Origin of the sequence: Rhodocista pekingensis (assembly GCF_042665545.1) — a bacterium.
Classification (GTDB): domain Bacteria; phylum Pseudomonadota; class Alphaproteobacteria; order Azospirillales; family Azospirillaceae; genus Rhodocista; species Rhodocista pekingensis.
Window position 1 is genome coordinate 17620 of sequence record NZ_JBHTCM010000010.1, and the last position, 14060, is coordinate 31679.

Annotated in this window: 9 protein-coding genes; 4 read left to right on the forward strand and 5 right to left on the reverse strand. The window is 73.1% G+C overall.

The annotated features are described in order from the left end of the window. The first annotated feature begins 60 nt into the window (after positions 1–60). Entirely contained in the window at positions 61–1053 is a 993-nt protein-coding gene (locus tag ACFQPS_RS08335) for an SPOR domain-containing protein (RefSeq protein WP_377358071.1), read from the forward strand. Here ACFQPS_RS08335 and ACFQPS_RS08340 read toward each other — a convergent pair. Then, positions 1013–2260, reverse strand: coding sequence for an O-antigen ligase family protein (locus ACFQPS_RS08340; RefSeq protein ID WP_377358073.1), 1248 nt, complete (start codon positions 2258–2260; stop codon positions 1013–1015). The two genes, ACFQPS_RS08335 and ACFQPS_RS08340, sit on opposite strands and share 41 nt — an antisense overlap. Then, positions 2257–3180, reverse strand: coding sequence for a glycosyltransferase family 9 protein (locus ACFQPS_RS08345; RefSeq protein WP_377358074.1), 924 nt, complete (start codon positions 3178–3180; stop codon positions 2257–2259). The genes ACFQPS_RS08340 and ACFQPS_RS08345 overlap by 4 nt, the downstream gene beginning before the upstream one ends. Positions 3181–3448: 268 nt before the next feature. On the opposite strand from ACFQPS_RS08345, the gene ygfZ reads away from it, so the two are divergent. The 3 genes from ygfZ (at position 3449) to ACFQPS_RS08360 (ending at position 7812) form a co-directional block, all read left to right on the forward strand. After that, positions 3449–4345, forward strand: coding sequence for a CAF17-like 4Fe-4S cluster assembly/insertion protein YgfZ (gene ygfZ, locus ACFQPS_RS08350; protein WP_377358076.1), 897 nt, complete (start codon positions 3449–3451; stop codon positions 4343–4345). Positions 4346–4430: 85 nt separating this feature from the next. Beyond that, positions 4431–7040 (forward strand): hypothetical protein, encoded by a 2610-nt coding sequence (locus ACFQPS_RS08355; RefSeq protein ID WP_377358078.1) that lies wholly within the window; start codon positions 4431–4433, stop codon positions 7038–7040. Between the two features lie 145 nt (positions 7041–7185). After that, positions 7186–7812: a PRC-barrel domain-containing protein gene (locus ACFQPS_RS08360; RefSeq protein ID WP_377358080.1), complete on the forward strand. Its 627-nt coding sequence runs from the start codon at positions 7186–7188 to the stop codon at positions 7810–7812. Positions 7813–8004: 192 nt separating this feature from the next. Here ACFQPS_RS08360 and ppdK read toward each other — a convergent pair whose 3' ends face one another. The 3 genes from ppdK to ACFQPS_RS08375 all read right to left on the reverse strand — a co-directional run bounded on the left by ppdK (position 8005) and on the right by ACFQPS_RS08375 (position 13939). Then, positions 8005–10689, reverse strand: coding sequence for a pyruvate, phosphate dikinase (ppdK, locus tag ACFQPS_RS08365; protein ID WP_377358082.1), 2685 nt, complete (start codon positions 10687–10689; stop codon positions 8005–8007). Between the two features lie 202 nt (positions 10690–10891). After that, entirely contained in the window at positions 10892–13036 is a 2145-nt protein-coding gene (gene glyS, locus ACFQPS_RS08370) for a glycine--tRNA ligase subunit beta (RefSeq protein WP_377358084.1), read from the reverse strand. A gap of 3 nt (positions 13037–13039) precedes the next feature. Further along, the gene (locus ACFQPS_RS08375) at positions 13040–13939 is read right to left on the reverse strand and encodes a glycine--tRNA ligase subunit alpha (protein ID WP_377358086.1); all 900 of its coding nucleotides are present in this window, start codon (positions 13937–13939) and stop codon (positions 13040–13042) included. Positions 13940–14060 lie beyond the last annotated feature (121 nt).

A 14060-nucleotide genomic window follows, 5' to 3' on the forward strand; every position in this document is an offset into this window, starting at 1 on the left:
CCGCTTGCGCTTCCGATCAGGCTTGTCATCTTTCCGGGACGCTTTCCCGACCGGATTCCCATGGCCCGCCGTTCCCACCCCCCTCTGCTTCCGGGTCTTCTCCTGGCCGCCGCCGTGGCCGGGGCCTGCCTGCTGCCCGCCCTGGCCCCGGCCGCCCGCGCCGACATGGAGACGGGCCGGACCGCCTTCCGCGCCGGCGACATGGCGGCGGCGCTGACGGAGTTCCGCAAGGAGGCCGAGGCCGGCAACGCCGAGGCGCAGTACCTGGTGGGGCAGATGACGGCGCTGGGCCAGGGCACCGCGCGCGACGTGCCGGGCGGGCTGGTCTGGCTGGAGCGGGCGGCGGCGGCGGGCAATGTGGAGGCGATGACGGCGGCCGGCTCGCTCTACGCCTCCGGCGACGGGGTGAAGGCCGACTTCGGCCGCGCCTTCGCCCTGCTGCGCCCGGCCGCCGAGGCGGGCGATGCCGAGGCGCAGAACAATCTGGGCGTGCTCTATTATTTCGGGCTGGGTACGGAGCCGGACCCGGTGCAGGCCCTGGTCTGGACGACGAGAGCGGAGCGGCAGGGCATGCTCCAGGCGATCCGCCTGCGCACCGAGATCGAGCGCGACCTGAGCGTGGCGCAGAGGGCCGAGGCGCAGCGTCTGCTGGGTCCCGCAGCGCCGGTGCCTGCCCCCGCCCCGGCACAGAAGGCGGCGCCCGCCCCTCCGGCCACGGCGATGACGGCGGTCGCGCCGCCCGTCCCGGCGCCGGAGACGCCGCCCGCGCCAGCCCCGGCGGGTCCGCCCGCCGCCACCGCCGCAAGCGGCTGGTCGGTGCAGCTCGGCGCCCTGCCCAGCGAGGCGGAGGCCCGGCGGGAATGGGCGGCGATCCGGCAGCGCCACCCGGACCTGCTCCCGGCGGGGGACGTGCGCTTCGTACCCGTCGATCTGGGGACGCGCGGCGTCTACACCCGCATCCTGGCCGGCAGCTTCCCGACCGCAGCGGAGGCCGCCGCGGCCTGCGCCCGGTTCAAGGACGCGGGCCGCGACTGCCTGGTGCGCCGGCGCTGACCCCGCCCGCGGCCCCGGCACCGCCCGCGGCCACCAGCACCAGCAGGAACGCCGTCAGCAGCAGCGAACAGATCCACCAGGTCTGCCAGGCGCCATAGGCGAAGTTGGCGATGATGAGGGCCGAGGCGAAGGCGGCCAGCGCGTAGGGCTGCGCCGTCCCCAGCCGGCGGGTGCGGTCGAGCAGAACCAGCAGGAACCAGAGCAGCAGCGCCGATCCCACCACCCCCAGCTCCAGCAGCGATTGCAGGAACAGATTGTGCGGGTGCAACGGCAGCCCCTCCATCCCCTCGGCCGGGAAGGAGCGGGAGGCGTCCAGCCCCCAGCCGAACAGCGGATTCTCCGCCACCCGGTCGGCGGCGTACTGCCAGATCTTGATCCGGTGACGGAAGCTCCAGGGCAGCTCCTCCACCTCCGCCACCCCGGCACGGTAGAGCCCGTGCGCGATCGGCACGCCGAAGACGAAGCCGGCCACAAGCACCGTGCCGATCAGGAGCCGCGCCGCCGCCGGCGACCACAGCGCCAGGGCCAGCACGACCAGCCCGGCCAGCATCCCCGCCACCGCGGAAGCGCTGGGCGTCGCCAGCGTCAGCAGGAAGTAGCCGGCGGGCAGCAGCCAGGCGGTACGCACGAAACCCCGCCGGTGCAGCAGCAACGCCGCCGGCCAGACCAGCATGGCCAGGATGACCGCGGGCCGGTTCAGCGCTCGGATGCGCCCGATATGCGTGGGGTCGCCCAGCTTGCCCAGGGAATAGAGGGGCTGGCCGGCCAGCACCTCCACTGCGTAGACGGCGAGCCCGATGGCGATGCCGGCCAGCAGCCAGCGCTCGATCCGCCGCCGCCGCTCCGCCTCCAGCCCGGCGGTCAGGGCGATCAGCAGGATGCCGGGCACGAACTCGTAGGCGAAGGTGATCGTCTGGGCGAGACCGTCGATCAGCACCGGAGTCCAGGCGATGCTGAGACCGCCGGCCAGCCAGAACAGCAGCAGCGGCAGCAGCAGGCCGCGGTCCAGCGGCGGCAGCCGGCGGCAGCGCCAGAGCACCGTGCCGCCGGCCAGCACCGCCCCGGCGATGAAGATCGGCGCCATGCCCAGCGGCAGCAGCGGCGCGAACAGGGCCGTGCCCAGCCCGACCATGCCCAGCAGGATGCCTGGAACGGGGCGGGCGAAGGGATCGGAAGCGGACCTCCCGCGCAGGTCGCGGGGGCTCATGGCCGGTCTCCGGTGCGGGCGAGCAGGGCCAGCGCGGCTGCCTCCACCGCCGCCGGCTCCAGCCGGCGCATGCGCTCCTCCGGCTGCGGCGCGTCGGGTGCCAGCACAAGGGCCGCATGCGGCCCCCAGGGGCCGTAGATGTCGGCCGGGGTCGGGCCGAACAGGCCGAGCGTCGGGGTGCCGGCCGCGGCGGCGAGATGCATCAGCCCGGAATCGTTGCCGATGTAGAGACGGGCGCGGGCGAGGCAGGCGCCGGCGAGCAGCGGGTCGGTGCGGCCGACGAGGTCAACGGCGCGGTCCGGCCCCAGCCGGTCCAGCACCGGGCGGCAGCGCGCCTCCTCCCCTGGGCCGGCCAGGACGAGGGTGCGGGCGCCGGCGAGCGGCCCTGCCGGCCCGGTGAGCCGGTCCGCGAGGTCGGCGAAGCGGTCGGCGGGCCATTCCTTGCCCGGCCAGTTGGCTGCCGGCCCGACCGCCAGGAACGGGCCGGGACCGCCGAGCCGGGCCGCGGCCTGGGCCCGGGCCGCGTCGTCGAACCAGAGCCGCGGCGGCGGCGGTGGTGTCAGCCTGAACAGCCGGCCCAGATCCTCGACCTTGTGCAGCCCCTGTCCCGACATGCGGTAGACGGCCCGCCGGTCGGCCCGGATCAGCCGGGAGACGGCGGAGTCGCGCAGATCGACCACCAGCCCCCAGTGGCGGCCGACGGTGCGGCGCCAGAGCGTGAGCCAGTGTCCGGCCCAGCGCCGCTTCGGCAGGGCGATCAGGTCGGCCAGCCGGGGCACGGCCCGGAACAGCGGCGCCGGGATCGGGCCGCAGGCGATGGTGAAGCGGGCCTCCGGGCGGGTGTCCACCAGATGGCCGAGCAGGCCCGTGGTGAGCACCGCATCGCCCAGGCGGTTGGAGGTGATGAAGAGGATGTCCACGCGGATCGTCGTCCTGTCGGAACGCCCGGCCGAGGGGCCCGGCAACGGCTGCCCGTCCCATCCCGCCAGGGGGCGGCAGCGGGCGACCTTATAGCCCCCGCCGCGCCGGATTGCCAAGGCGGCCCGCCCCCCTGCCCCGCCCGGCCCGTCCCGCTCTGCCCTGCCTGCTCTGCCCTGCCCCGCTCTGCGGCCATGCCGCGGCGCAGGCTTGTCCGGTCCCCGCCGCCTGCCTACGTCATCCCGTCGAGAGCCTGACCGGGAGATAGCGATGACGACCGAGCCGCCCCTTGCCGTTCCCCTGCCGCAGCGGGGTGTGCTGGCCGTCGGCGGGCCGGACCGCGTGAGCTTCCTGCAAGGGCTGGTCTCCAACGACGTGGCCCGGGTAGCGGAAGGGCGCGCCGTCTGGGCCGCGCTGCTGACGGCGCAGGGCAAGTATCTGCACGACTTCTGCATCGCCGCCCTGGGCGAAGAGCTGCTGCTGGACTGCGAGGCGGCCCGGCGCGACGACCTGCTGCGCCGGCTGCGCCCCTACCGGCTGCGGGCGCAGGTGACGTTGGAGGACCGCACGGACACCCTGGCGGTGTCCGCCCTGGTCGGCACCGCCGCCCCGGCCGCCCTGGAGCTACCGGCCGAGCCCGGCGCCGCGCGGACGGTCGCCGGCGGCACCGCCTTCGTCGATCCCCGCCACGCCGCCCTGGGGCTGCGGCTGATCCTGCCGCGGGAGGACGGCGGGACGGTCCTGGCCGGCTTCCGCCAGGGCGGGGAGGCCGACTGGGACTCGGCCCGGCTGGCGCTGGGCGTCCCCGACGGCAGCCGCGACCTGGTGCCGGAGAAGTCCATCCTGCTGGAGAACGGTTTCGACGAGCTGCACGGCGTGGCCTGGGACAAGGGCTGCTGGATGGGCCAGGAGCTGACCGCCCGCACCCGCTACCGCGGCCTGATCCGCAAGCGCCTGCTGCCGGTCGAGGTCTGCGGCCCGCTGCCAGCGCCGGGCACGCCCGTCTTCCTGGGCGAGCGCGAGGCCGGGGAGATGCGCAGCGGGCACGGCGGTCAGGCCCTGGCCCTGCTGCGGCTGGAGGAGGTGGAACGGGCCGCGGCGGAGGGGTTGTCCTTCCGCGCCGGCGAGACGACGCTGTCGCCGCGCCGCCCGTCCTGGATGGGCTGACGCGGCGGACGCTGCGGACGGGTGTATTTGGCAACCTGTTTGGGTAACCTTACCCCGGACGGAACCGGGGGGAAGGAAGGGCGGCATGCCGCTGATCCGGGCAGGATGGACGGTGCGCGGGCTGAGCGCGGCGCTGGCGCTGGCCGCCGTGCTGGGCGGCGGCGGGCTTCTGGCGGCAGGCGCCTTCAATCTGGCCCGGTTCGGGCAGGTGTCGGCCAGCCTGGCCGCGCTTCCCGCCGATACCGCGGCGAAGGAGGCGAGCCTGGAGTCCTTCCGCGAGCGGCTGGGACAGAGCGGCTTCCTCCAGAGCCTCTGGCTCTACCAGAGCAGCCGCGCCGCGGAACCGCGCGCCGCCATGGACGCCGCACTGGAGTCGGCCGAGCGCGACCTGCGGGCCTTCGAGTCCCGCCGCCTGGGCGCCTCCGAATCCGCGCTGGCGCGCGACCTGCGCAAGCTGCTGGAGGGATACCGGCAGGCCCTGGCCGCCGGCCCCGACGCGCTGGCAGGCCCCGCCGGCACGCTGCTGGCCCTGCGTCATGCCGAACTGGCCGACCGCATCGCCGCCTTCCACGGCGAGCGCGACGCCGAGGCCGCGGCCCGGCTGACCCCGCTGGCGATGCAGGGCTTCTGGCTGGGCCTGACGGCAGCGGCCGTGGCGGTGCTGCTGGCGCTGGCCCTGCTGCTGCTGCTCCGGGTGCGGGTGCTGGCGCCGCTGGCGGAGCTGCGCCGGTCGGTGGAGGCGCTGTCCCGCGGCGACTGGCGCGGCGGCCTGTGGGGCACGGAGCGGACGGACGAGTTCGGCGCACTGGCCCGGAGCCTGGAGGGGTTCCGCCGGCAGGTCGCGGACCTGCCCGACATCTCTGTCCTGACGGAGGAGGGCCGCGTCCGGCTGAAGTTCGAAGGCGGGGCCGGCGACCTGTTCCAGGCCGTGCAGGGCCGCCTGCGCGAGGCCGGCACCGCCCTGGCCGCCAGCGGCACGGAGGCCGAGCAGACCCTGGCCCGGATGAAGGGCGAGCTGGAGGTGGCGCTGGCGCAGGTGCAGACCCTGTGCGCCGCCGTCGCCCGCAGTTCCGGCGAGAGCAACCGGGAGATCCGCCAGTCGGGCGAGTTGCTGGCCCACGCCGCCGCCCAGGTCCGTGCTTTCGACGCCCGCGGCCCCGGCGGCGGGCTGGACGGGCTGGTGGACAATCTCCGCCGCAACGCCGAGCGGCTGGCCGAGACCCTGGCCGACACCGGGCAGGAGGTCGGGCACACCCTGCGCGGCCTGACCGGCAGCGCCGCGGACATCCACGACAGCTCCGAACAGGCCCGCGCCGCCACCCGCGCGCTGTCCGAGGCCCTGGCCGACGTGCAGACGAAGATGCTGGCGGCGGTCAAGGTGATGCGGGCGGCGGGAGAGCTTCTCACCGGCACGGCCGGCACCGCCGGCGCGGATGTCGGCCGCATCGTGGCCGCCGTGGGCGACGCCGAGCATGCCCTGGCCGCCGCCCTGGCCGAGGCTACCAACCGGCTGGACGGGGCCATGGGCGAGGCCACCCGGCGGCTGGACGGCGTCATGGAGGACGCGGCCCAGCGCCTGGATCTGGCCCTGGAGGGGGCGACGGGCCGGCTGAACGGGGCGCTGGACGCCGCCACCCGCCGCATGGACGGCGCCACCGACCAGATCGCCCGCACCGCCGGCATCCTGGAGGAGCGCGGCCGCAGCAACGGCGACCGCATGGACGCGGCCATCGAGGAGCTGAACACCGCCGCGCGGACGGTGGAGCAGTCGGCCCGGGTGCAGGAGGACCGGCTGGCCCCCGTGGTGGAACGGATCGGCCGGATCGAGGATGCGCTGAGCGCCACCGCCGCCGAGCTGGCGTCGCGCACCGGGCTGCTGTCCAAGGCGGTGGGGGAGATCCACGGGCTGGCGGACGGGCTGGCCGGGGAGATGGAGCGCCGCCGCGCCGAGCCGGTGCAGGCCCAGCTCGCCGAGCAGGTGCTGGACCGGCTGCACGAGACGGCGGCACTCCTGACCCAGCGGGCGGAGGCGGCCGGCGGCACGGCGGAGCGGCTGAGCCGGATGCTGGCGGACGGGCTGGACACGGTGACCCTGCGGCTGCGCGATGCCGCGGCCGAACTGCACCAGCAGAGCCGCGCCGTGGCGACGGAAGCCGCGGCGGCCACCACCGCCCTGGAGACGAGTCTGACGGCGGCGCTGGTCCGGCAGGAGGCGACGACGGAAACCCTGCGCGGCGTTGCCGACGGGCTGGCCCCGCTGACCGGACTGCCCGGACGGAGCGACGCCGCCACCGCCGCCCTGTCGGCCCTGGCCGGGGACCTGGGCACCCGGCTGGCCGGGCTGGAGCGGGTGGCCGGCGCGCTGGCCGAGACGACGGCCGCCTTGCAGGCGCTGGCCGAGCGCGGCGACACGGCCGGGGCCGAGCGCGCCGCGGCGGAGCGCGCCGCCGCCGAAGCGGCCGAAGCGCCCGCGGCCGACGCCGCGGAGAAGGCCGCCGCAGCCGAAGCCGCTGCGGCCGCGGCCACTGCGACCCAGGCCGCAACCCGCGAGCTGGGCCTGCGGCTGGCGGAGATCGCGGACCAGCTCCGCGCCACGGCCACCGGGATGCAGGGGGCGACCGGGATGCAGGGGGCGACCGCGGGCACTGCCGCGGCCCCCCGTGCCGCCCTTCTGCCGGAGCCGGTGGCGGACTGACGCGGGGCAGGACCGGCAGCGGATGTCGCCTGTCCCTTTTTTGTCCCGACCGGGCCGGGAATAGGCGACGGGGGCGCGTGTTCGTCGGGATGCAGGTGCGCGGAACGGCGCACTGAAAGAGACCATCCAGACGGAGGAAGACCACATGCGTAAGGAACTGATCGGCGCCGCTTCGGCCGCCGCGCTGCTGGTTTGCGGCACCGCCTGGGCGCAGAGCACGGCGACCCAGCCCGACGACCGGAGCACGACCACGACGCAGAGCACCACCACCCAGGGCTCGACCTCGCCGGGCACCATGGGCCAGGGCACGACCTCGACCTCGCCGGGCATGACCTCTCCCAGCACCACCACCCAGGGCTCCACGGCGCAGGGCACGACGTCCGGCAGCACGATGGGCGGCAGCGCGACCGCCGGCCGGACCTCGGCCGAGAAGCTGATGGGCAAGACCGTCGTGGACGCCTCGGGCGAGGAGCTGGGCGACGTGAAGGACGTCATCATGGACGCCAACACCGGCGAGGCCCGCCAGATCGTCATCTCCAGCGGCGGCTTCCTGGGCATCGGCGCGAAGGACATCGCCGTGCCGTTCCAGCAGGCCCAGATCCAGCAGGGCAGCGAGGAGATCACCGTCACCGGCCTGACCCGCAACCAGGTCGAGCAGATGCCGGAGTTCGAGTATGACGAGAACACCGTCTCCCTGAGCCGCGACCGCGGTCAGAGCGAGACGAACAGCACCACGACCACCACCCGCTCGGGGTCGGGCAGCGGCCAGTAACACACCCGCCGCGGAATCCGACCGCGGACATGGAAGGCCCCCGGGCAGCCGCCCGGGGGCCTTTTCCTTGCGCACTCCTTGCCCGCTCCTTGCCCGTGCCCGCGCCCCGACCGCCGTGCAGGCACGCAAGAGGGGCAGGCATGGAAAAGGGGGCTCGGCGGCCCCCCTGTCCAGATCCGTCCCGCGCGGGGATCAGGCCTCGCTGGCCGCCTTCTCTCCCAGGATCGCGGCCTGGGCGGCGGCGAGGCGGGCGATGGGCACGCGGTAGGGCGAGCAGGACACGTAGTCGAGCCCGACCTTCTCACAGAAGTAGATGGACGACGGATCGCCGCCATGCTCACCGCAGATGCCGAGCTTGATGCCGGGGCGGGCACCGCGGCCCCGCTCGGCGGCGATCTGCACCAGTTCGCCCACGCCGTCGGTATCCAGGGTCACGAACGGGTCCTGCTCGAAGATGCCGGTGCGCTGGTAGTCGGGCAGGAAGGAGGCCGCGTCGTCGCGGCTGATGCCGAAGGTGGTCTGGGTCAGGTCGTTGGTGCCGAAGCTGAAGAACTCGGCCGTGCGCGCGATCTCGGCCGCACGCAGGGCGGCGCGCGGCAGCTCGATCATGGTGCCGACCAGGTATTCCAGCGGCCGGCCGCTGCGCTGCGACACCTCCGTCGCCACGCGGTCGATCACGGCCTTGAGGATGTCCAGTTCCTTCCGGGTGCCGACCAGCGGGATCATGATCTCGGGCGTCACGGTCTCGCCCGTCTCCTGGAAGACCACGACCGCCGCCTCGAAGATGGCGCGGGCCTGCATCTCGTAGATCTCCGGATAGGAGATGCCGAGACGGCAGCCGCGATGGCCCAGCATCGGGTTCGCCTCGTGGAGCTGGTGCGCGCGGTGCTGGACCTTCTGGAGATCGGTGCCGGTCGAGGCCGCCACCTCCTCCATCTCCGCCTCCGACGCCGGCAGGAATTCGTGCAGCGGCGGGTCGAGCAGGCGGATGGTGACCGGCAGGCCGGTCATGATCTTGAACAGCTCCACGAAATCCTGGCGCTGCATCGGCTCGATCCGGGCGAGCGCGGCGCGGCGGCCGGCCTCGTTGTCCGCCAGGATCATGCCGCGCACGGCGACGATGCGGTCCGCGTCGAAGAACATGTGCTCGGTGCGGCAGAGGCCGATGCCCTCCGCCCCGAACTTGCGCGCCGTGCGGGCGTCCAGCGGCGTTTCCGCGTTGGTGCGGACCTTCATGCGGCGGAAGCGGTCGGCCCAGCCCATGAGCAGGGCGAAGTCGCCGGACAGCTCGGGCTGGATGGTCGGCACTTCGCCCAGCATCACCTCACCCGTGGAACCGTCGATGGTGAGGATGTCGCCCGCCTTCACCTCCACGCCGCGCACCAGCATGGTGCCGCGCTTGTAGTCGATGCGCAGCTCCCCTGCCCCGGCGACGCAGGCGCGGCCCATGCCGCGCGCCACCACGGCGGCGTGGCTGGTCATGCCGCCGCGGGTGGTGAGGATGCCGCGGGCGGCGTGCATGCCGTGGATGTCCTCCGGCGAGGTCTCCACCCGGCAGAGGATCACGCTCTCCCCCAGTTCGGAGAGGCGCTCCGCCTCCTCCGCCGTGAAGACGACCTTGCCCGAGGCGGCCCCCGGCGAGGCCGGCAGGCCCTTGGCGATGATCTGCTTCTTCGCCTTGGGGTCGAGCGTGGGGTGCAGGAGCTGGTCGAGCGACTTCGGCTCGATCCGCAGCACCGCGGTGCGCTCGTCGATCAGCCCCTCGCGCGCCATGTCCACGGCGATCTTCAGCGCCGCCGCAGCGGTGCGCTTGCCGGTGCGGGTCTGGAGCATGTAGAGCTTCGACTGCTGCACCGTGAACTCGATGTCCTGCATGTCGCGGTAGTGCCGCTCCAGCTTCAGGCGCACCGCGTCGAGCTGGCGGAACACCTCCGGCATGCTCTCCTCCATGGAGGGGAGCGTGGAGCCGTTGGCCTCCTTCCCGGCGATGGTCAGGTGCTGCGGCGTGCGGATGCCGGCCACCACGTCCTCGCCCTGGGCGTTGATCAGGTACTCGCCGTAGAACTTGTTCTCGCCCGTCGAGGGATTGCGGGTGAAGGCCACGCCCGTGGCGCAGTCGTCGCCCATGTTGCCGAACACCATGGCCTGGACGTTGACGGCCGTGCCCCAGTCGGCGGGGATGTCGTGCAGCTTGCGGTAGGTGATAGCGCGCTGGTTCATCCAGCTTCCGAAGACGGCGCCGATCGCACCCCAGAGCTGCTCCACCGGGTCCTGCGGGAAGGGCCGGCCCAGGGTGCGGTCCACCACCGCCTTGTAGCCGGCGATGACGGCCTGCCAGTCCTCGGCCTTCAGCTCGGTATCGAAGGTGTAGTCGCGCTCGCGCTTCACCTCCTCCAGCACCTCCTCGAAATGGTGGTGCTCCACGCCCAGCACGACGTTGCCGTACATCTGGATGAAACGGCGGTAGCTGTCATAGGCGAAGCGGGCGTCGCCGGAGCGGTCGGCCAGACCCTGCACCGTGGCATCCGTCAGGCCCAGGTTCAGCACCGTGTCCATCATGCCCGGCATGGAGGCGCGGGCGCCGGAGCGGACGGAGACCAGCAGCGGGTTCCGGGCATCGCCGAAGCGCATGCCGACGACCGCCTCCACCGCCGCCAGCGCCGCGTCCACCTGGGCGCGCAGATCGGCCGGGTAGCTGCGGCCGTTGGCGTAGAACCAGGTGCAGACCTCGGTCGTGATGGTGAAGCCCGGCGGGACCGGCAGGCCGAGATTGCTCATCTCCGCCAGGTTGGCGCCCTTGCCGCCGAGCAGATTCTTCATCTCCGCCCGGCCCTCGGCCCTGCCTTCGCCGAAGCTGTACACCCACTTGCTGCTCATGGTCCGTACCGATCCTGGTTCAGTGGTGGGGAAAGTTATCCACAGGATACGCAACACTGCGCAACAGATCGACCGCCCATGTTGCGCCGGCCGGTGTCGCGCGCATACTCCGACCGGCGGGGGGAACGGACGGAGCCCGTGCGGGGTTCCGACCCCGCCCCGGACCGCCGTGCCGCCCCGCCGGCAGCATCGTCAAGCATCCTCAGCCCTCGATCCGCGAAAAGTCCGCGACGCCGTTCAGCGTGTCGCGGATGCGGGCGAGCAGGCGCAGGCGGTTGGCGCGCAGGACGGCGTCCGGCGCGTTGACCGTGACCTTGTCGAAGAAGGCGTCCACCGGAGCGCGCAGGGCGGAGAGCCGGCGCATGGCGCCGCCGAAATCCTCCGCCGCCAGCAGCGGGGCCAGATCGGCGGCGGTAGCGTCCAGCGCCGCGGCCAGCGCGCGCTCCTCCGCCTGCTCCAGCCGGGCGGCATCGATGCCGCCGCCGCTGTAGCTGACCCCGTCCTTCTTCTCCTCGATGCGCAGGATGTTGGCGGCGCGGCGGTAGGCGACCAGCAGGTTCGCGCCGTCCTCCGACGCCACGAAGCCGGCCAGCGCGTCCACCCGCTTCAGCAGCAGCACCAGATCGTCCTGCCCACCCAGCCCGAACACGGCGTCGATCAGGTCGTGCCGGACCCCCTTCTCCTTCAGCGCCACCTTGAGGCGGTCGGCGAAGAAGGAGAGGAGGTCGGTGCCGACGGTGTCGCCGGCCTGCGCGGGAACGGCGACGGCGGCCCTGCCGAACAGCGGCAGCAGGCTGGCACGCAGCCCGTTCTCCACGAGCAGCCGGATCACGCCCAGGGCGGCCCGGCGCAGCGCGAAGGGATCACGGCTGCCGGTCGGCTTCTCGTCGATGCCGAAGAAGGCGACCAGGGTGTCGATCTTGTCGGCCAGCGCCACGGCCACGGCGACCGGATCGGTGGGCACGCGGTCGGAGGGGCCGAGCGGGCGGTAATGGTCGGCGATGGCGTCGGCCACGTCCGCCGGCAGGCCCTGGGCGCGGGCGACATGGCCGCCGAGGATGCCCTGCACCTCCGGGAACTCGCCCACCACGCCGGTCACGAGGTCGGCCTTGCACAGGCGCGCGGCGATGCGGACCCGCTCCAGCGCGCCGGTGTCGAGGCCGAGGGTGCCGGCGATCTCCACCGCCAGGGCCTCGATCCGCTCCGTCCGCTCCAGCATGGTGCCGAGCTTCTCGTGGAACTTGATGTCGGCCAGCGCCTCCCGCCGGGTCTCCAGCGGGGTGGCGAGGTCCTGGTCCCAGAAGAACTTGGCGTCGGAGAGGCGCGCGCGCAGCACCCGTTCATTGCCCGCGACGACGGCGGCACCGCCGTCCACGGTCGGCCGGTTCGCCACGACGACGAAGCGCGGGGCAAGCCGACCCTCGGTCGTTTCGAGAGCGAAATAACGCTGATGGGTGCGCATGGAGGTGGTCAGCACCTCCGCCGGCACATCCATGAACTGCGCGTCGATGCCGCCGACCAGCACGACCGGCCATTCGACCAGCCCCGCCACCTCTTCCAGCAGGCCCGGATCGTCCTTCAGCACCAGCCCCTCGGCCTCCGCCGCGGCGCGGGCGCCGGCCAGGATGAGCTGCTTGCGCTCCTCCCGGTCCAGGATGACATGGGCGCCGCGCAGCTTCGCCTTGTAGTCCTCGAACGAGGTGACGGTCAGCGTGCCCGGCGACAGGAAGCGGTGACCCTTCGTTTCGTTACCGTAACGGATGACCCTGGCCGTGGCCTCTCCGGCAAGGCAGGCGTTGCCCTCCGACGCCTCCGGGTGCGGTTCCATGGTGCCGATGGTCAGCCCGCCGGGCACCACCTGCCCGTCGAACAGCGCGACGATGCCGTGCAGCGGGCGCACCCAGCGGAACTGGTTCGCCCCCCAGCGCATGGATTTCGGCCAGGGCAGCTCCCGGATAGCGCCGTCGATCAGGGCCGGCAGCGCGTCGATGGTGGCCCCGCCCGGCTTCTCGATCACCGCGAAATAGAACACGCCCTTGCCGGTGTCGCGTTGTTCCGCCTGCGAAATGTCCGTCAGGCCGGCGGCGCGGAGGAAGCCCTGGAGGGCCTGCTCGGGGCTGCCGACGCGGGGGCCCTTGCGTTCCTCCCGCACATCGGCCTGCCGGGTCGGGATGCCCTCCACCGCCAGCGCGATACGGCGCGGCGTGGTGTGGACCTCGGCCCGCTGGAACTGGATGCCGGCGGCGGCCAGCCGGTCGGTGACGAGGCGCTTGAAGTCCTCCCCGGCGCGCACCTGCATGCGGGCGGGGATTTCCTCCATGAAGAGTTCGATCAGCAGCTCGGCCATGGGTCAGGCGGCCTTCGTCCGGGACGTGCGGTAGGCATCCGCGAGCCATGCCTCGCAGCAGCGGCGGGCCATGTCGCGGACACGCAGGATGTAGCTCTGGCGCTCCACGACGGAGATCACGCCGCGCGCGTCCAGCAGGTTGAAGCGGTGGCTGGCCTTGATGCACTGGTCGTAGGCCGGCAGCGCCAGCCCCTTCTCCAGCAGCGCCCGGCACTCCGTCTCCGCGTCCTGGAAGTGGCGGAACAGCATCGCGGTGTCGGCGTATTCGAAGTTATGGGCGCTGTATTCGATCTCCGCCCGCTTGAACACGTCGCCGTACTTCACGCCGTGGTCGTTGAAGGCGAGGTCGTAGACGTTCTCCACGCCCTGGAGATACATGCACAGCCGCTCCAGCCCGTAGGTCAGTTCGGCCGCCACGGGATCGCACTCGATGCCGCCGACCTGCTGGAAGTAGGTGAACTGCGTCACCTCCATGCCGTCGCACCAGACCTCCCAGCCCAGGCCCCAGGCGCCCAGCGTCGGGCTCTCCCAGTCATCCTCGACGAAGCGGATGTCGTGCAGGTCAGGGTCGATGCCGATGGTCCGCAGGGACTCCAGGTAAAGCTCCTGGATGTCCGCCGGCGACGGCTTCATCATCACCTGGAACTGGTAGTAGTGCTGCAAGCGGTTCGGGTTCTCGCCGTAGCGGCCGTCCTTCGGCCGGCGCGAGGGCTGCACATAGGCCGCGTTCCAGGGATCGGGACCCAGCGCGCGCAGGGTGGTGGCCGGATGGAAGGTCCCCGCCCCCACTTCCATGTCGTAGGGCTGGAGGATCAGGCAGCCCTGGCGGGACCAGAACTGCTGAAGAGTGAGGATGAGCCCCTGGAAACTGAGGGGTTTCCTGCCGTCGCCGGTGGCCGCCATGCCTGGTGCTTTTAGTTTTCGTTGCGGTGCGGCGCACCTTAGTGGCCGCAACCGACGGAATCAAGGCAGGGCCAGGAAAGGCCGGGGCGCGCTCCCGGCATGCGCGCCCGGACAGGCGCTG

Coding starts and splice junctions, on each gene's coding strand:
- ACFQPS_RS08375 (WP_377358086.1), bottom strand. CDS start 13,939: ATGGCGGCCACCGGCGACGGCAGGAAACCCCTCAGTTTCCAGGGGCTC.
- ppdK (WP_377358082.1), bottom strand. CDS start 10,689: ATGAGCAGCAAGTGGGTGTACAGCTTCGGCGAAGGCAGGGCCGAGGGC.
- ACFQPS_RS08355 (WP_377358078.1), top strand. CDS start 4,431: ATGCCGCTGATCCGGGCAGGATGGACGGTGCGCGGGCTGAGCGCGGCG.
- ACFQPS_RS08335 (WP_377358071.1), top strand. CDS start 61: ATGGCCCGCCGTTCCCACCCCCCTCTGCTTCCGGGTCTTCTCCTGGCC.
- ACFQPS_RS08360 (WP_377358080.1), top strand. CDS start 7,186: ATGCGTAAGGAACTGATCGGCGCCGCTTCGGCCGCCGCGCTGCTGGTT.
- ygfZ (WP_377358076.1), top strand. CDS start 3,449: ATGACGACCGAGCCGCCCCTTGCCGTTCCCCTGCCGCAGCGGGGTGTG.
- ACFQPS_RS08340 (WP_377358073.1), bottom strand. CDS start 2,260: ATGAGCCCCCGCGACCTGCGCGGGAGGTCCGCTTCCGATCCCTTCGCC.
- glyS (WP_377358084.1), bottom strand. CDS start 13,036: ATGGCCGAGCTGCTGATCGAACTCTTCATGGAGGAAATCCCCGCCCGC.